16 protein-coding genes are annotated in these 18,482 nt (G+C 51.9%); 12 read left to right on the top strand and 4 right to left on the bottom strand.

Annotated features, from left to right (window positions below):
* Positions 1–72 precede the first annotated feature (72 nt).
* The 4 genes from DWX62_RS06840 to DWX62_RS06825 are packed head-to-tail and all read left to right on the top strand — an operon-like array spanning position 73 to position 2,729.
* Positions 73–420 (top strand): hypothetical protein, encoded by a 348-nt coding sequence (locus DWX62_RS06840; RefSeq protein WP_004293605.1) that lies wholly within the window; start codon positions 73–75, stop codon positions 418–420.
* On the top strand, positions 420–1,772 hold the full coding sequence (locus DWX62_RS06835) for a DUF2586 family protein (protein ID WP_004303973.1): 1,353 nt from the start codon (positions 420–422) through the stop codon (positions 1,770–1,772). The genes DWX62_RS06840 and DWX62_RS06835 overlap by 1 nt, the downstream gene beginning before the upstream one ends.
* 3 nt (positions 1,773–1,775) lie before the next feature.
* Positions 1,776–2,231, top strand: coding sequence for a hypothetical protein (locus DWX62_RS06830; protein ID WP_004293603.1), 456 nt, complete (start codon positions 1,776–1,778; stop codon positions 2,229–2,231).
* Between the two features lie 6 nt (positions 2,232–2,237).
* Complete coding sequence (locus tag DWX62_RS06825; RefSeq protein WP_004293602.1) at positions 2,238–2,729, top strand: DNA N-6-adenine-methyltransferase; 492 nt, start codon at positions 2,238–2,240, stop codon at positions 2,727–2,729.
* An 84-nt stretch (positions 2,730–2,813) separates the two neighbouring features.
* Here DWX62_RS06825 and DWX62_RS06820 read toward each other — a convergent pair whose 3' ends face one another.
* The 3 genes from DWX62_RS06820 to DWX62_RS06810 are packed head-to-tail and all read right to left on the bottom strand — an operon-like array spanning position 2,814 to position 5,328.
* On the bottom strand, positions 2,814–3,578 hold the full coding sequence (locus tag DWX62_RS06820; protein ID WP_004293601.1) for a metallophosphoesterase: 765 nt from the start codon (positions 3,576–3,578) through the stop codon (positions 2,814–2,816).
* On the bottom strand, positions 3,575–4,357 hold the full coding sequence (locus DWX62_RS06815; RefSeq protein WP_004293600.1) for a hypothetical protein: 783 nt from the start codon (positions 4,355–4,357) through the stop codon (positions 3,575–3,577). The genes DWX62_RS06820 and DWX62_RS06815 overlap by 4 nt, the downstream gene beginning before the upstream one ends.
* A complete protein-coding gene (locus DWX62_RS06810; protein WP_004303975.1) occupies positions 4,351–5,328 on the bottom strand; it encodes a hypothetical protein in 978 nt (325 codons plus the stop codon). Before DWX62_RS06810 ends, DWX62_RS06815 begins: the two co-directional genes overlap by 7 nt.
* A 224-nt stretch (positions 5,329–5,552) precedes the next feature.
* Here DWX62_RS06810 and DWX62_RS06805 point away from each other — a divergent pair, with 224 nt between their 5' ends.
* From DWX62_RS06805 to DWX62_RS06785, 5 genes are all read left to right on the top strand, one after another.
* Positions 5,553–5,909, top strand: a complete 357-nt coding sequence (locus DWX62_RS06805) for a hypothetical protein (protein ID WP_008860783.1) — start codon at positions 5,553–5,555, stop codon at positions 5,907–5,909.
* Between the two features lie 11 nt (positions 5,910–5,920).
* Positions 5,921–6,106, top strand: coding sequence for a hypothetical protein (locus DWX62_RS06800; RefSeq protein WP_004293597.1), 186 nt, complete (start codon positions 5,921–5,923; stop codon positions 6,104–6,106).
* 93 nt (positions 6,107–6,199) lie between these two features.
* A complete protein-coding gene (locus tag DWX62_RS06795; RefSeq protein WP_004293596.1) occupies positions 6,200–10,042 on the top strand; it encodes a phage tail tape measure protein in 3,843 nt (1,280 codons plus the stop codon).
* A 12-nt stretch (positions 10,043–10,054) separates the two neighbouring features.
* Entirely contained in the window at positions 10,055–11,032 is a 978-nt protein-coding gene (locus DWX62_RS06790; RefSeq protein ID WP_004293595.1) for a DUF6046 domain-containing protein, read from the top strand.
* Positions 11,023–12,348 (top strand): hypothetical protein, encoded by a 1,326-nt coding sequence (locus tag DWX62_RS06785; RefSeq protein WP_004293594.1) that lies wholly within the window; start codon positions 11,023–11,025, stop codon positions 12,346–12,348. Before DWX62_RS06790 ends, DWX62_RS06785 begins: the two co-directional genes overlap by 10 nt.
* Positions 12,349–12,357: 9 nt before the next feature.
* Here the strand turns inward: DWX62_RS06785 and DWX62_RS06780 are convergent, their stop codons facing one another.
* Positions 12,358–13,548 carry a toll/interleukin-1 receptor domain-containing protein gene (locus DWX62_RS06780; RefSeq protein WP_224200102.1) on the bottom strand — a complete coding sequence of 397 codons (1,191 nt, stop codon included), beginning with the start codon at positions 13,546–13,548 and terminating at the stop codon, positions 12,358–12,360.
* Between the two features lie 81 nt (positions 13,549–13,629).
* Between DWX62_RS06780 and DWX62_RS06775 the strand changes: the two genes are divergently transcribed.
* Genes DWX62_RS06775 through DWX62_RS06765 form a run of 3 tightly spaced genes read left to right on the top strand, consistent with a single transcriptional unit; the run spans position 13,630 to position 18,479 of the window.
* On the top strand, positions 13,630–14,520 hold the full coding sequence (locus DWX62_RS06775) for a hypothetical protein (RefSeq protein ID WP_004293592.1): 891 nt from the start codon (positions 13,630–13,632) through the stop codon (positions 14,518–14,520).
* Positions 14,517–16,205, top strand: coding sequence for a hypothetical protein (locus tag DWX62_RS06770; RefSeq protein WP_117677918.1), 1,689 nt, complete (start codon positions 14,517–14,519; stop codon positions 16,203–16,205). Before DWX62_RS06775 ends, DWX62_RS06770 begins: the two co-directional genes overlap by 4 nt.
* 3 nt (positions 16,206–16,208) lie before the next feature.
* Positions 16,209–18,479 carry a hypothetical protein gene (locus tag DWX62_RS06765; RefSeq protein ID WP_117677917.1) on the top strand — a complete coding sequence of 757 codons (2,271 nt, stop codon included), beginning with the start codon at positions 16,209–16,211 and terminating at the stop codon, positions 18,477–18,479.
* Positions 18,480–18,482 lie beyond the last annotated feature (3 nt).

Raw genomic sequence — 18,482 nt, 5'->3', positions numbered from 1 at the left:
ACCTTTCTTCATTCTCAATATCCACCCGGGGAGCGGAGGCAAGGCCCCGTTCCCCATTTTCATTCTACTGTTATGGCAAAGAAAATCAACACGGAGGAAACTCCGCAGACAGACAACAATAATATTCCTGCACCGGAGGCTCAGGCGGTGCCCGTTCCGGAAACGGCATCGGAAAACCTCGGGACAGGCGGCGAGACTGAAGACAGGCTGCCGGCCAAGACCGCGGGGAAAGGGAATGCAGGGTCGGAGGAGACGACAGAGCCTCACATCCTGTCCCTGTTGAAAAAGTTCCCGGCATATCCGTCGCTGTACATCGACACGCACGGAGGAACCTATGCGCCGGACACGGCGGCCGCCATCAGGGGCAAGGCCGTACTCTACAGGAATCCTTTCTACAACGAACTTAAAAAGAAATCATAATGGCACTCGGTAATGTATTTATCAAGGATGTGGACGGCAATATTCCTTACGATACCGGCTCGTCGGGCGAGAAGGTGACGGGACTGCTGTTCGACGTGTCCCTCCAGCCGACGCTTTTCACGGAGGGGTATGGTAAAACCAATGAGACCAGGCTCAAGCCTGGCGATGTCTGCTACATCACCTCGTTCAAGTCCGCCGTGAACGACTTCGGTATCATCGAACGTGTGGAGGCAACCGACGAGGAGGAGATGAATGTCAATTTCCTGCACGGCATCCCGGCATACCATATCCGTGAATTTTTCCGCATGTCCGGCAATCCGGGCGGTTCAGGAAAACTCTACGTGATGTTCGCGGACTGTTCGGCGAACTGGGATGCGCTGGAAATCATGCAGCGTGCTGCCGGGGGTATGATCAACCAGATAGGCATATGGACGGAACAGCCGCTGTGGAAAGCGAACGGCGCATCGGAACAATACAACCTCAATCTGGTAAAGGGGCTCAACGACGTGGCCGTGGGGCTTGCGGAGCAGAACCAGCCGCTCTCGCTCATCCTTTCCGCCAATCCTTCCAATACGGGGGCGGATACGACTGAGGGGCGTCAGATTGACCTGAATAAAATACCTTCATGCATCTGTGAATCAAGCCGTATCAGCTGTATATTCGGCCAGGCGCATCACGAAAAGATCTCCACGATGCAGATGTGCAACAGGAACCATACGCCCGTGGGATTTTTGGGAGCGGTTATGGGAGCCATAGCAAAGGCCAACGTGCACGAATCCATCGCATGGGTCAAGCAGTTCAATCTCTTCGCGGACGATTTCCAGGAAATAGAGTTGGGGTTCGGGGACATCAACCTCGACGAGGCAGAGGAGAACTTCCTCAGCCTGAACCGGTACGAGTCACTCTCCCCGTCACTGCTGGACGAACTCGACGATAAGGGGTATATTTTTCCCATCAAGTATGCCGGCCGCGAGAACGGGATCTACATCTCGAAAGACCAGACATGCTCACATGGGGATTTCCGTACCATTGCCCGGAACCGCACCATCAACAAGAGCCGCCGTGCCGTGCGTGCAGCCCTGCTGCCGTATGTGAACTCACCGCTGATGGTCAATCCTTCAACCGGGTTCCTCGCCCCGTCGAAGATTACAGCTTTCAAGACACTCATCGGGGATATACTGGCCAAGATGCAGGCGGCGCAGGAAATTTCAGGATACGCCGTCACTATCGACCCGAACCAGAACGTGTTGGTGGACGACACGCTGCGCATCTCCTATGTCCTTGTCCCGGTGGGCGTGGCCGTGAAGATTTATGTAGAGGAAGGACTGTCATTAACCGCAAATAAGACATAGCATATGGCAATAATCAACAATGTAGCATACTCGTGGTCGATGATAACCCTGTCATCGACCGCCCTGGGAATCGATGAAGGTTCCACGACCCTTGAAGGCGTGTCGGCCATCAAATGGTCGAAGAAGCGCAAGGTCGAAAGTAACTACGGCATGGGAGGACGGCCGGTGTCGAGGGGGTTCGGGAACATTACCTATACGGCGAGCATCACGATGGACTATGCCACGCAACAGCTGTTGCGTTCGGTGTACGGCTCGCTGCTCGAAATCGGCGAGTTCGACCTGATTATCAGCTTTGCCAACCCGATGGCCGGCGAGGACTGGACAACGACGACCGTAACGCTCAAAGGTTGCATCTTCACGGAGGATTGTCTCGAGTCACAGCAGGATGATACCAATATCACCCATGAATTCGATCTCAACCCGTTCGATATCCAAATCGGCTCGGGTGATACAATCTAAGCTGTCATGGATGTAACTTTCGAGGGGAAATCTTCTACCGGAAAGAACGAATGGCTCACGCCTCCCTGCCTGCTTCGGAGGCTGGGGCCGTTCGATTTGGATCCGTGTTCGCCCGTAAACCGCCCATGGGATACGGCGCGACATCACTATACCATTGAGGATGACGGCCTGCAACAACCCTGGTTCGGACGTGTGTTCTGCAATCCTCCCTATGACACTGCACTGATTGTCCGGTTTATCCGCAGGTGTGTCGAACACAGGAATGCCGTCGCGCTCACTTTTGCCCGCACGGACACGCGCCTGTTCCACGAACTGATATTCCCAAACGCCGATTCAATACTCTTTATCAAGGGACGGCTCAGTTTTTACCATGTTACGGGGGAACAGGGTGGTACGGCCGGAGCGCCGTCATGCCTGATCGCCTTCAACAAAGAAAATACCGCGGTTCTGGAAACATGCGGTATCGACGGGAAGTTGGTGAAGCCACGACTTCAATAGTCAACCATAAATTTGTTACATAATAACCCGTCTGTTTGCCGGATATTGACCTTGGCTGACAGACGGGATTTATGTATGGCAGACTTAAATCGAAATATGCGCTTCCTTATCGAATGACGTATGCTCGTTACTGAACACATAGCCCAACTGGTTGCATATGCACCGGGTGTTTCCGATGACCTTATTGATATTGCGGTGCGAGTGGCCATATATCCAGTATTCAATCGGGCTGTCTGCAATGAAACCGCCAAGCTCCACGGTAAATGCCCCATTGAGCGGACTGCCCTTGAACTCCGGCGCCATCAGTTCGAATGACGGTACATGATGAGTGGCGACAATGAGATGTCTGGCAGTACTTTGTTTTACGCTCTGTTCCAGAAAACGGAAACAGCGCGAATGTTCGTCATTGAACCTTGTCCAGTCCAGCGGTTCGCTGCCGTAACGCATCCTGCGGAAATCCGTGATGGCTGCCTCAGTTTCATAGGCATCCTGCAACAGGATATGTGACCACAGTGTGGTAGCGATCAATTCTATATCGTTACCCAATGGGATAACGGCATTATAGTGGCAGGTGATGTTTTCCCTGATTTTGAGCGACCAGCCGTTATACAGCTTGTCTATGTCGAACATCTTGTAAAACTCGTGGTTTCCGGGAACCACGATGACCCGGCTGTAATTTCCGGAAGCCCAGTCCCAGAACGGATGTCTGGAGTAGTTCTCATCTCCGATATATCCTATATCTCCGGCAAGGACAAGCACTTCTCCGGCAACAGCCAGCGGGTTGTGCTTCAAAAAACTGCTGTTCTCCCGAAACTCGAGATGCAGGTCGGATGCGTATTGGATTCTCATTGTTGTGTTATGAAATTGGCTTCAAGTTGTTCCAATAACTGTTCTCCGGAAATGCTTTTAAGTCCTGCCGATTTGAAAAAATCAGAGTTTGGCACTTCTTCTTTGACAGCCAGGCAAAACCTGTCAACATCTTGTTTAAGCGAATCAGGAACTTCGTAGGTGTCGGCAGGAGCAAGCATGGCAACCAGCCGGAATACATCTTTCTTGTGCTTGACGATATGTTTGCTGTCCACTTGTTCTCCATTGCTTTTCCGCTCGGTCATTTCTAAATAGGCCCTGCATTTCAGACAGATAAGACTTTCAATGTTCGCAATATGTACGCCCTCCTCCAACGTGCTGTGTTCAATGGTATAATTATAATAGTCATCATCCATCAAAATGGCTGACAGACTTGACAGGTCATCATCAACCGGAATGGGGGTAATGTGGGCATCGTCCGGGAATTTGACAACCCCGATATTTCGTGAAAAGAGTTCTATCTGATACGGGAAATCCGGATTTCCCGGTTCCTTGAACCTGTAATATTCATGCCTGCATTCCCCGTTCCCGGTTCCCTTATTCCTTTGTCTGTACCCTGCGGTTTTTACAAACTCCCAGAATTTTGCAGCAAAATCCGAAGACAGCGCCTCCACAATCAGTATAATGTCTATGTCCTTGGTCGCCCTTGGAGTTTGTGCATATATTTCTTCATGCATTTCACAGGCAGTACCACCTATGATGACATAGTTTCCTTCATATCCGGTGAAAAACTCCCTGAATTTATCAATTCCTCTTACCATATCATATTATTTATCATAGTTTCCAATTCTATTTGAATGCGTTCATCATCCATATCCTTCATGGCCAGAAATAAAGACAATTTGTCTACAATGCCGTTTTTTGAGAAAAAACATGGATTGTAACGCCATATCTCTATGCGGGTCTCGCCATATTCCTTGTCTGTCCGGATTTGCAACCGTCGAGCTTCTTCTTTTGCAATGGCATAAGTGTCATTTTTTTCCTTGTTCAGCATTGAATATTCCGACAAGGCATTTACTCCACTAATACAAAATACTTCATCAGGCAGACTATCGGTATATACAATCCGCTCGATGGGGTTCGCCAGGAACGGCAACATCCTGTCCCATAATTCACGCTTTTTGAACTGAAATATCATACTCTTTGTCTTGCCGCCGGATAAAGCGATAACTTCTTTATCTTTCAGCCATCTGACCGCCCGGTTTACATTGGCATACGACACGTTGAAAAGATCTGCAATATCATAAGTTCCTTTCCCTTCGAGAGACTTTACTTCAAGATGATAAAGGATTATGCATTGGGCAATTGCAGGAATCTGCGTTTCTTCACCTCCCCCGATATTATTTTTATGCGGTTTCAAATCTATCAACAAATCCGGTATGAACATTTGCTTTTGCGGTATGATGAAATTTACACGATGTCTGACAAGACGCCGTACATTATAGGCCGCCACTGTACGCAATACAAATATTACCGGGCATTGGGCTTTTCGCTCAACCAGTTCTTTTTGTTTCCGCATCTGCCCCGGAGTATATGCAGAACTGTCTGCACTATACAGAAGAACTACGTCATGCCCCAACAAGTTAGCCGTACAAAATGTATAACCGGCAGTAATATTGGCTGGGAATGTATGCAAGACATCCTTTTCGACCGGCCTGATGTCCGCCCTCAAATCAAGCAATTCAGCGATGTACCGGCTTGTCACATCTATAAAATCATCTATTTTGCACATAATCATTTATGTTTGAGAATATGCAAAATTAACGATTATATACTATATATCAAAGAAATATATGAAATATATTCAGCGAAATTTCCTTTAAAGACTGATCTGGGAATATCAGGAGCAAAGAAGTTTTTTGTATAACATATGGATTACAAGTGAATAAGAACCGTGTCTTCAACCTTTCCACGATTCTTTGTCCTACTCTTTCGGTGAATCAAAACAAATTCGATATGGACGAAAAAATGCTTTCATTGGAACAGGAGATCAAGATCAAGGAAAAAGCCCTCAAACTGAAAGAGGAGAAGAAACTCCGCAAGATTTGTCCGATGGTCGTTTTCGGAGACACCGCAAACGGCGAGAAAGAGATTTATGTGGCCTACATGTCCGAACCGAGCTTTCCGCAGTTCAGCAAATTCATGGCCGCTTCCAAAAAGGACGAGGTAATCGCCATGCGCACGTTGGCCCGCGACTGCTTCGTGGACGGAGATAAGGAACTCGTGGACGACGAGTCGCTCTTCCTGTTCGGTCTGATGGGACAGCTTTCCGAGCTGATCACCACCCGCCAGAGTGTCCTGGTAAACTTATAAGCCGGTGGGTAGTGACCGACGAGCAGCGCATCCGCCAGCGGATGATCTATGTCCGCCACTACTTTCCCGGCGTCAACCTCGACACGATTTCCGACGAGGAGTTCGCGATGCTTTCCGAAGAGGCGTTGTGGCTGCACGAGCAGATGCTCATCAGCCGTATGCCCGTTCCGATGTCATTGCCGGAGAGGACTCCTTGACCTGCCGCCGTAAGCTTCCGGTTTGCGGCGGCCTTCGTTTCATAATCTCCGCCCTTGCGGAAAGACTATTCTTTTAACGCAGTACCCATTACCATGGCTCAGGAACAGAACTATCAGGTCAACTACTCCATCAACGTGGATGCCTCTCAGGGCACCAAGCAGGTTATCGCCTTCGGTGAGGCGGTAGGCAAGCTGGTACAGGCGAAAGCGTCCCTGACTCCGGCCGTCACGAACATCAAGAATATGATGGACGAGATAGACCGCGTGTTCCGCACCAAGAACGGCAAGAAACGTAATTTCGATTACCGCCTGACCATCGATACGAAAAAAAGCGAAGAGAAGCTGGAACGTATCAAGGGGTTACTCACGGATATTTCCACGCTTTCCAAAGGCATCAGCCTGACCATCAATGCCGGTCAGGCTTTGGACAGCAAGAAAATCAAGGCCAACGCCAAAAGCCTTTACGAGAAAAAGGCTGCCGAGATGCGCAAAGCGGAGATCGAAAAGAATGCCGCCTCGTCCGTTGGCACGATGGCAGACGCGCAGAAACGCATTACCAAAGCCATCGGGAAAATCAACTCCGCCCTGGTTTCCATGGAACGTGACCGGGAACTGCAAATCAAGACCGGGACGGCGGAAAACAGGTTGCAGCAGATACTTTCCCTATTGGGTCGTATCAAAAGTGCTTCTGTCATTTCTTTCAACATGCAGGGAGGCATACCATCCGAAGGACTCACACCTTCCGTTCCGGTGCCATATGCTCCGCAGGCCTTCGTAATGCCCGAAAAGGCCCGGCAAAAACTGATGGAACGGCTTTATGCAGGACAGCAGCTGCATCGCCAGAAACTGGTCCACGCGGAGGAGCTCTTTACCGCAGACCAGCGCCGTAAGGCGGCTCTGGCAGAAACCGCCGCGGCGGAAAAGCGGCGTGCCGATGAAGCGCGGGCTAAAGAACGGGAGTGCAAGAATGCCGCCCGTGCTGCGGAGAAAATACGCCGGCAGGCAGAACAGGCACGCCGTAAGGCAGAAACGGAACGTATAAAGGCCGAGCAGGCTGCAAGACGGCAGGAACAGCGCAATGCGATGCAGTCCGTCAGGCTCATGCAGCGGGAACATACTGCAGCCGGTACGCTCTACCGCAGTAAACGCCGTGCCGCCATCAACCGTATCCAGTATTCGAAAGCGCCGTCACTCAGGAACCTCCCGTTCGCTTCGATGCTCAATGCCTATATGGGTTACAGCCTGATCCGTTCGGAACTGACGAAGGCCATCGACTATTCCAACATCATGGAATCGGCACATTCCATCCTCCGTGTGGCGGACAGCGACCTCAAGACATTCGAGACCCGTTTTGACAGTATGGCCCGTCATGTCCGTAAAATCGGCATCGACACGAAATACACAGCCGTGGAGATTGCCGGTGCCGTCAAATACCTGTCGATGGCGGGCATGAATATCGAGACAATCAACAAGTCCATCCGCCCGATCACGAACCTGGCACTTATCGGTGACAACGACGTGTCGTATATCGCCGACCTGGCCACGAACATCATGGCCGGTTATGATATCCATAACGACAGCATGGACAGCGTGGCGGACATTATCTCCTCCACCATTTCCCGCTCGAATGTGAATATCGTGGAGATGGCGGAGTCATACAAGATGGCTGCCGGTTACCTGCGTATGGCGGGCGTGGACTTCACGGAAAGCAGTGCCGCCATCGGTCTTTTGGGCAATATGGGTCTGAAGGGAACGCTGGCGGGAACCTCGTTGCGTGCTCTTTCCACACGTTTTGCCAAACCTACCAAGGAGGCACAGGAAGTTCTGGACCGCCTGGGCATCCGGTTCACGGAAATGCGCGACATCGAGGGGGTGCAGGTCGAGAAACTCCGTCCTATAGCGGACATTTTCGAGGAATTGAACAAGAAGGGCGCGTCGATGGCGGATGTCCAGGCAATCTTCGGGAAAATTGGCGGTAACGCGGCGATGATGTTCCTGAAGAACTACGACAAACTACGAGAACTGACTTCATATAACCGGGGGTCCCAGGGCGTTTCCTCAGAACTGGCATTGGTAAAGCAGAATACGACCAAGGGATTGTGGGCGCAGGTGACCTCCCAGCTGACCGAAGGGTTCATGCAGGCATACGAGGTGTTGGAACCCTCTATCCGCACTGTGCTCCGCACTTTTCTGGCAAAGTTCAAGGCTCCGGAATTTACCCGTGGCCTGGTGTCCATCGGGAATGCCTTGTTGGACATCTTCACCGTGATCGGCAATATCGGCGCATGGGTGACCCGCAATTTCCATTGGATAGAACCGCTTGTCTTTACAGGCGTTGTCGCGACCCGGCTGTTCAAGGTGGCGGGAGCCCTGACGAATATCGGCATCGCCATGGGGTTTATCGGCAAACAGTCTGCGGCCACGACATCAATCAGTGCCGTGCAGGGGCTGCTGGGGGCGGGTGGTATCGGCAAGGTTTCGTTTGCCCAGAAGCGGGCCATCGTGTCGGCCATGCAGTCCGCAGGCGTGGCGGGACGGGGAGCGATGAACCGCGCCTTGATGGCCGGGGGCGGTGTCATCGGAGCCAAAGGAGTCCTGCAGTCGCTGTTTGCCACACAGGTGGCTACCGGCAGCGGACTGACCGGTGCTGCCGCCTCGTTGAGTGCCATCAGTACAGGCGCGGTTGCCGCCACGGCAGGTATAGCCGCATTGGTCGGGACTTTGGGATGGGTGGCTTACAAGACCTGGAAGATAAAGGAGGCGAAGGATGCCGTACTGGAAGAGATCGAATCGAACCGCAAGTACCGTTATCCGTCCATAGAGGCACTTTACTCCTCCCTGAGCGAGACCTATAACATGGCTGTCAAGACAAAGCGTGCCGTGGACGAGGTCGTTGCCGGCAAAAGTATCGAAGAGGCTTCGGGACATAAAATCGGAGCCTTCACATCCAACTGGTGGGCCGGGTTCTTGGGGGAATTTGCCATCGCTTCATCTGAGGGGATGGTATCGCGAGACCATGTGTATAACATGGACAAAGCCCGTCAGGATGACATAAGGGATGCGCTTGTCACCCTTGCCAAACGCGACAGCCAGACACGTATCGATGCCGCGTACGCCGAGTTCGGGAAGATGGGTACGGTATTGGAAGTGGACGCTTTCCTCAAGACGGTAAAGGAGCGTTTCGGGCAACAGGAGAAGGATCTCGACAAGTCTTTGTGGCGTATGCAGGATGGCAAGGCCGTCTATGTGAATGATATCGGGGACAGGTCGGAAGCGGTTGCCGCCCGCACATACGACTATGCCCGGTACATGAACACGCAGACCGTTCCGGAGATTGTGCGTGCCGCCACCGCTTATCGGAATGCCATATCGAGTGCCGCCAATGCGCATGAGCTGATGCGTAAGGGAGGGTTCGACTTTGACCAGTTCAGGGCCTGGGGATTCGAGCAGGACGAAAACGGGCTATGGAAACAGCGGGCACTGGGGCAGAACGCCACCGATGCGCAGCGTATAGACAACATCGCGCATCGCAAGCTGGCACATACGACACTCGTGAAGTTCTTTTCATCGCTCCGGCAGACTTTCGGAGGTTCGGCGGAGGCAGCCGAGAACATCCTCCGCGTGGCGGGCTTCACTCCCGACCAGTACGGCAACGAACCGGATTCCAACGATACACGTCCGTTTGCTGCCAACCCGATTACCAACACGCATCTGGATGACGGAGGGGCCGGCGGCAACTATTCCGGCACGGGGCGGTTGTCCTCGGCGGCACCTAAACAGGTCATCGTGAACATAGAGAGCCTGCTCAGTGTCAGGACCATCGACCTGATGAAGTCGAAGGAGGGGCAGACGGAAGAGATACAGAACCTGAAAGAACAACTGGCACAGGCGCTCATCGATGTCGTGCATGACTTCGATGCCTCCTGGAACGCATAAAATGAAAGGATTATGGGAAGACTGATACAAATCGCGGCCTCGACTTTGTTGAGCGGAGGCATACTCAACCACGGTTCGCTTGGCGGATACATCAGCAACGCCACGCGTCTGGCGTTGGGCATGGGGCTTGCCGAATTGCAGGACGGGCAGGTACATTACTTCTCCAGGCACCATGACCTGCTCAAACGGGCAGCCATACAGGTTGCCTCGCAGACGGCTTACGGGTTGCTACGTTCCTATCCCCGATACCTCAAATACTGGGAACAGCAGGTGCGGGACAAATATCTTCAGACACAGTCGCAGTCCAGCCTTGCGAACAAGACCGGACAGTACTACCAGCTCATCAGGGAACAGCAGGCGGTGGCGCAGAAGAAAAACCATATCGATTCCATCGTCGGCCGGACAGTGGCGGATTTTCTGGAACTGTCCATATCAGAGGAGGGGAAGTATTATGACAACAGCGAGTGCAAGGTTTTGCCGAACAGCCGGTATGGACTGGTGACATTCGTGGACCTGGGACCGCAGGTACAGGTCAGCAGCCGGAACAATATCCTGCTGACCCGGGTACAGGGGCGGGACTATACCCGCAAGGAATATATATCCGGGGGTGACCTCGAGATTACCATCAACGGCAAGATCACCTCCAAATACCCGGACGTGTATCCCGAGGCGGAAGTGTCCAAGTTTATCAGGCTGGTACAATACAAGGGTGTCATCGATTGCGACAACACGGTATTGCGCCAGTTCAACATTTCACGGTTGATTATACAGGGCTATACCTTACAGCCTACGGATTGCCGGAACGTGCAGCCGTATTCGCTGAACTGTGTCGCCGTGGAGCCATCGGAAGCCGTGGAACTGAAACTGGCGGAACAGGAAAAGGTGGACACGGCCATCAAGCACACGAACAAGTGGATCAAGTATGTTAAATTCGGTACGGAGGTCATCGACCCCGCCTCGTTGCTTAAACTGACACGTTTATGGGTATAGCTGCAATGGATATCCTCTGCTGTCGCATCACCATCGGGGATGCCGACCCATCCAATCCGATGAGGATACAGAACGGCGTGGAGATTACGGAAGTCCAGTCGCTCGAAATCAACGAGAGTTACAAGAAGCTGATCGGAACGGCCAAAGTGATATTCCCGAAAGGGTCGGTATGCCGCTCCACGATTATCGGGAACGTGACATTGGAGGGCAAGGACGTGTCGAGGATAACGACGGAGGTGATGCAGGACGGTGTCATCATCGAGAAACGCAGCGCGCAGCGTCTGGTTGACGAGACGACATTCAAGGTCGGACAGCGCATCAATATCAAGCTGGGCTACAACGGCGTGCTGAAAAATATGTTCGACGGATACATTACCGGATACAATTCGGACAGCACGCTGGAAATCCAGTGTGAGAATATGGCCTACAAACTCAAACTGAAACAGGCACCTCATTTCGAGACCCCGGCGAAAGGGACGACGGTGAACGAGGTGCTGGAAGGCAAGTATAATATCCTGAAAGATACCGGCTTCAGGATACACTCGGATACGAAGCGGTTTGAGATACATATCGGCAAGGTAAAGGTCACGGACAACTTCACGGTAGCGGATATCCTTTCCGAATGGTCGAAGTACAAGGTCTACTGTTTTTTAAAATACGATGCCGATGATGACGGGGCCATACCGTCCATTGCCGTCGGGCGTCCTTATTCGTCCAGCAAGGCTCAGCCGGTATTCCCGGAGGATGAATCGACAGGACCGTACAGGATATACTTCAACGAGCATGTGGCGCAGAGCAACCTGAAAGTGGTCAAGACCGATCCGAAGTTTTTGGCGGTGACGGGCAAGGCACTCGGGACGGATGAAAAATTCTTTGAGGTGACAGTACGCATGAATCCTGAATACGACCCGGCGACGCCGGGCAGCAAGGAGTTTCAGACGGTCAATGCCACGCAGATTTCAAAAAAGACGCACAAAGTAACGGGCAACACGACGGCATCAGGAGCGAAGACCAGGACCAAGGTGGATTTATCCACATATACCATCGTACCATATATGTCACCTCATGTCGGAATCAATTCCGACCGGCTTGTAGAAGAGACGACGGAATACTTTCGGAATTACAATCTGAACGGAATCACCGGCAATGTGACAGTATTCGGGGATTTCGGACTGTCTCCTGCCGTACAGGTGGAACTGATCGACTACCGTAATCCTTCCAAGAACGGCGTATACCTCGTGGAAGAGGTAACGACTACTTTCGGGGTGGGTGGATACAGGCAACAACTGAGTATTCCGTATAAAATTAGGAAATAAGATTTACCGTTATTCAACAGGAGGAATTTCTATCAATGGTTCTTCGTTTATTACCTTGATAATATTCGGAAGTTCGCTATTGTATTTATCGTCAGTAGAGCAATCAAAACCTTTTCTTCCACTAATGAAATCCGGTGTCGAAGTTTCAAAAGACCCTTTGCGTACAACCGGTATAAATTTAGTGGTTCCCTGATTGTTATATATTTCATGTGATATTATACCCCCTTCATAAGCGGCACCTCCTTTACCGGATTCAGCTTTCTCTTTATACTTTGGAGTCAGAATGCACAGAACTTTAGTTGCCTTACGGATGCTTTCAAGCATAAATTTAGGCAAGTCAGTTCCATGAGGTTGATACTGGTCTATTTGAGCATCAATCCCTCGTCTTCGCAAATCTTTGGCGAAAGTTTGAATCCAATTCATAAAGACATTGTCTTCTACCTCCCACGCATACGAAATCAACACAAACGGCTTGTTTTTATTCACAATTGGTTCTTCCGCCACTTTATTGAGAATTTCAGGCAGAGGCGTATTATCGATTGTAGGAATGTCTACATCTGCCCAAGGATTCAAAGCTTCTTGTATCGCATCTTTTGGAGTATTCATTAGCAGCAGCCTGTTTATTTTGATAGACAAATCTTTGAGGAATTTTTGTACATCATTCTCATCAAGAGCTAAAAATAAAGTCCTATACCATTTAATTCTTGATGTAAATTCTTCCTTTTCCCGCAATTCTGCCATATATTCCCCATATGTATGAGGTAACGACAATGTTGTTAAATATGGCCTGATTGTATTATAAAACAATGGTCCATCTACATACAGCGGCGCATAATCATTTTCTTTGTTCGATCCGATAATATTCCAAAGCTGTTCATATATATCTGATCTACTGGTCTCTTTTTCATAAATTGTCCGCTCAAGGGAAATTTTAGGAATAACACACTCTCCCCCATTTATAACATCGGCACCATTCTCCGTAAGAGCTATAAAATCTCTATCTTTTAAGTAGAGATAGCCATTATCAATGAGGGTATTTACCAGGAAATACAATATACCCAATTGATTACGAGTAAATTGCTTTTCAGCTGCAAATCTAAAATTTCTGAGCATGTTACCTTGCCCGGCTTTAAAGCATCTTGATTTTTGAAAGAAATCAAATATATATGTAATATAGGATTCTAAAATTTCTTGTTTCATAAGTAATATCATTGTCTTTGCAAAAGTACAAAATAATTGGCAACCAATAAACTATGCTCCTCCTATTCTTTCAAAAAACTCATGTCTTCAGACAAATCCAACCAGTTGCTTATCCGTGAGGCTATCCGCAAGATAGCCTTGGGACGGAGTATGGAGCGTATCAATCTGGCTCCCGGAGGCATGTCCGGTATCGGTACGGCCCGCATGATACACGGCTATGTCGCCAAGATACACGACAACCCCTCGGACGAGGAGTTTTCCGACTACGGCGGTACCATTGATGTCGGCGAGTACCCGGACGAGACGGCCTCCGCCGAACCTGTTATCCATAAAGGCGTGTTGCTCTCGGCCGCCACCAACAGCGAAGGCGGCTTCCTGATCGTCCCCGCACTTTTTTCCGACGTGACCATCTTCATGGATGCCGCCACCCGTTATGCCTATGTGGTTAACTTCTCCCATGTGGATATCCTGCGGCTCAATGCCCGCACGGAAACCGTCATCGGCGTGACCGAAATGGAGGAACTGGATCCGGAAAACGACTCTTCCCCGGACTACGACGAACTGGAAACCACCGGTAACGAGACCTCCACCCACTATACGCCGACGGCCGTCACAACAACCGTTAGGAATGACAAGGACAAGGAAGCGACAACCGTTATCGATGCGGAAAGCATCACGCATACGGTGGACAAGTCTGAAGTCAGACAGACAGCAGATAAAGTGGTACAAAAGGTCAATTCCACGACCGTTGCCGTTGCCGACAACAAGGTGACGCTCGGTGACGAGAATGCCACCGAGCCGCTGGTTCTGGGTAATGAGCTTGCCCGGCTGATGCTCGACTTCCTGACGGAATGTTCGAAAATCATGACTCCCACACTGATGGGCACGATGTCGCCGATCAATATGCCGAACTTCATCTCGCTGACATCACGTATCCAGAAATTTCTTTCCAAGACCAGCTATACCAAATGAGCGTACAACTGCATCCCGATATAGAAACCCTCGACAAGGAGAGCCTGTGCTATTCCATCTATGCACAGCTGTACCATAACTTTTTCAATGCCCAGCAGAAAAAGGACGACGAGCATCCTTACGGCATCGAGGAAGGCGACGAGACCAGCCTGAGACTGAAGAATACCGCTTACGGTTTTGCATCCGCCATTGCCGGAGCCGTTACGGGAGAAGGCGGTTCCGGAAGCGGTGGCTTGCTGTTGGATTACCTGAAAAAATCGGGCGGTGACATGACCGGCAAGCTCAGTGCCAATTACGGTTTCGAAGCCGGCATTGGAAACACCCGTATCCTGGAAACCTATTCGCAGGACATTACCGATCCGGAAGGTGTGGTAACTGCCATCGAGTACGGTATCAGGATTACCGGCAACCTGAAAGTCGGGGGCGACAGCCTGCATATCGGCGGCAGGCAGTTGCTCCGTTACGACGCGGACAAGGCCACCGCTACAATCAACGCTTCCCATATAGACTTTCTGGATGCGACGGTACATTCCAAAGGGGCATGGATTATCGGGGACGAGGATACAGGAATATCCATCTCCCCGACACGGCTGGCCGTGGGCGGGCAGGATGTCTATCATCGTGGCAACGCCAATACGGACACGGTGGATTGGATGATGCGGGACGGCATGGTGAGACGGAATCTGACGGTGCGAGGGAGTACGGTCATGGATGGCGGACTGAAAGCCTTGCAAGGCGTGGAACTGGGCGACAAAGGGAAATGTCTGCTTTCGTTTTCGGAAGAGGATGTCGCGCTCGGCGGGTTCCTCTCGTTCCTGGACGGGTTCGGCATCCGGATCGGAGATGTTCCCGTACTGCTCTGTACCGACAAGGACAAGATACAGCTCGGGAGTATCGGTGGTGACCTTCTTTTAGGCGGCGACCATACCCCGAAGATACGCCTGTTCTCCGGCATATCGGACGTGGACGGCGAGTGTCTGATGCTTTCCCCTTACGGAAAGGCTTGTTTTCCGGGCTCGCTGACTGTCCGCCACAACTACGGCGCCGACCTGCTCTCCTCATACCGGGTAGACACTTCCGATGAAGGTATCGTTATCCACAAGCGCTTGCGGATGGGCACAGCAGAGGGATTTATGTTCACAGGCGACAGGGAGCGCGTATCGCTTTCTTCCGAGGTAATCTACGAGGAAGAGGACGTAAGGACGGCTATCCCTCACAGCACGGATTTTTCACACCGTCCGTCCGTGAGCTGTTATGCCCCGCAGAACCGTCACAGCGAATCGTTCCATATCCGCACCGATGCCGATTTCGTTACGGTCGCTGTTCCGTTGGAAGCAGCCGGGCATATCGGAATCCATGCGTCGCCCACCCGGATTACTGACAGAATCCTATACTTGACAGAGGCGTTACGCCTGCAAGCGGTGGAGGACGGTATCCGGCATTACGGAAACAGCGTCTTTACCGGGTCGCTCTCTTCGGAGTTCTTTTCCCCGGGCCTTTCCGGAAGCGGATGGGCTGTCCGCCGGAACCGGACGACAGGAGGCGTCTCCGCCACATTCGACGAGGTGGTGGCCCGCCGTAAGTTCCGCGCCTATGAGTTCGAGGTCGAAAAGACTTCGGTAACCAACGGTTCCTTCTGGATCAGCGACAGCTGTTCGGGAGACACCGTGGAAAAACTGTCATAATCCATGTCCGTATTCCGTTATCCGACATACAAGATCCGTATCGCCCCCGACTCGCAGAAGACACAGGGACTGCAAGCCGGGGATATCATCCGCAGGCAATATGCCGAACGGGAGCGTACCGTCTATTCGCTGATGTGCGTGACAGAAACCGGAACGGAGCTTGTCGGAGACAAGGACGCCCCTTATTTCATCGGGGCATTGCTGGACGGGGACGAACCGCAGGGCGGTGAACTGCTGGACTTCGTGCGGATTACCAACCTGTTCGATACGGCACGTAGCGGCGCCTTGTACCTGACGGCTTCTGACAGCGATTCACCCTATATGGATGTCATCGACGGCATGGCGACCGAACGCTCCCTGTGCTATCCCGTCATGGACGGAGGCATGGCGGGAGTGCCGGACAAGTCCAGGTACGCCGTTTATGGCAGCATGCTGCAAACGGAATATCTGGATGCCGATTCGGAAGCGACACGCATTGTCCGCATTATCCGCAACGCGGAACCGGCAGGAAACGATTCCTTCGGGCTGATGCTGACATTGGAAGAACCGGTCGGATACCCGGAGCGCCTGCTGGTATCGTTCAAGGTCAGGTCTTCCAAAACATCAGGTTCCGTACCGATCCGATTCGGCTATACGAACCGTGAAAAGACGGATGCGGAAGATGAAATCTCCATCGGCCGGGAATGGAAGTACAAGTTATGGGTCATCACCGTGGATTACCCGGCACAGTACAGCCGGAGCCTGTTTCTTGACCTGACATCAAGCCTGGCCTCCGAGTGGGACTGGTGCGAGGTCGCCGACCTGAACATTGTTCGTCTTGCCTCCGTATCCGCTTTCAGCGAGGCGAGCAAGGCCCGTGTGGGAAAGGTCAGCGGCATCATCGATCCGGTCTTCGGCATGTTGGATGGTTACGGGGCCTATTTCCAGAATCTCTATGCCACACGCAATGTCAATATAGCCGGCACGCTTACCGCGGGAGACGAGAACGGTTTTTCAAGCACGTTTTATGTGGGCAAAATCCACAAGAATGTCATACCCGACAGCCTGTCCTGCCGGTTCAGCCATTCGGAAGAGCTGGATGAAACATCTCCCGCCGGACTCGGGCGGTGTGTACGGATAGCCGGAGACAGTCTTCTTGGTGCGCAAAGTGCCGCCTGGCGGGAGGCTCATACAGGAGTCTGTTATTGTTTCTCAGTCTGGATAAAAGCGGAAGATACGGCAGCCATCCGGTTCTATCAGGATGAACATCTTGTCGGTGATCGGACGGTGGCTGCCGGTAAAGGATGGGTCCGTTATAATGTCCCGTTCCTCATACGCGGGTCAGATTCCCCCGTCATGTGTCTCGGCATTGCCGCTTCCGTCCCCCTGTCGTTGTCCGCCCCTCAATTGGAGGCCGGAAGGAACGTGACCCCCTATCAGGCGACCGATGAAGCCTTGTCCTACACGGACGATTACGGTGCCTGGTTCAATAAGGGAGGTATCGGGGGTACCATACAGAATCCCCTGTTGCGGCTGAACGAAGACGGCTCGATCGTTTCACGGGACGGTTCTTTCGTCATCCATCCGGACGGGACGGGCCATTTCGCCTCGGGACGGTTCAAGTGGGGCAAGGATACCATCGAACTGCGCGATGTGACCATCCGCTGGGAAGACCTCGATGAGGAGGCGCAGGAACTGCTCAAGCCCCGTTCCGTCTCCCTGACAGGCGGCACGGCGTTCCATTTCAAGGACGAGCTTTCAGGCGCATGCGAGCCGGAGAATATCCCGCTTGTGGCGACCGAATACAATTTCGAGCCGGAAAGTCGGCAGTGGGAATACCTTGCCGTTGACGGCATATGGAAAGATGCCGGATGCAATGCCACCGTATTTGAAATGACACCCCCGTTTCATGGCTGGGAAGGGCGCGACGTGCTGACCCTCCGCTACACGGCAACATACCGTAATGAAAAAATCAGTGCGACCCATACCTTTTTCAAACTTTACGACGGATCTCCCTCCTATACTGTTTATGTGGAGTCTGAAAACGGCACGACATTCCGCAACGGAATCGTCTCGACGGTACTCCGTGCCAGGGTGTACAGGGGCGGTGAAGAGATTACATCGCTCATTCCCGACGGCAATTTCCGCTGGATACGGACGAGCCGCGATACGGAGAGTGACAGGATATGGAACGCCGCACCGCGTTACGGCAGGGAGATAGAGATAACCGGCGGGGACGTGTGGTGCAAGGCCGTTTTCGACTGTGAAGTGAATATATCAACAACATTACAATAAGCA

This window comes from Bacteroides sp. AF20-13LB, from assembly GCF_003603065.1.
Classification (GTDB): Bacteria; Bacteroidota; Bacteroidia; order Bacteroidales; family Bacteroidaceae; genus Bacteroides; species Bacteroides uniformis.
This window is presented reverse-complemented; position numbering and strand designations above follow the sequence as displayed.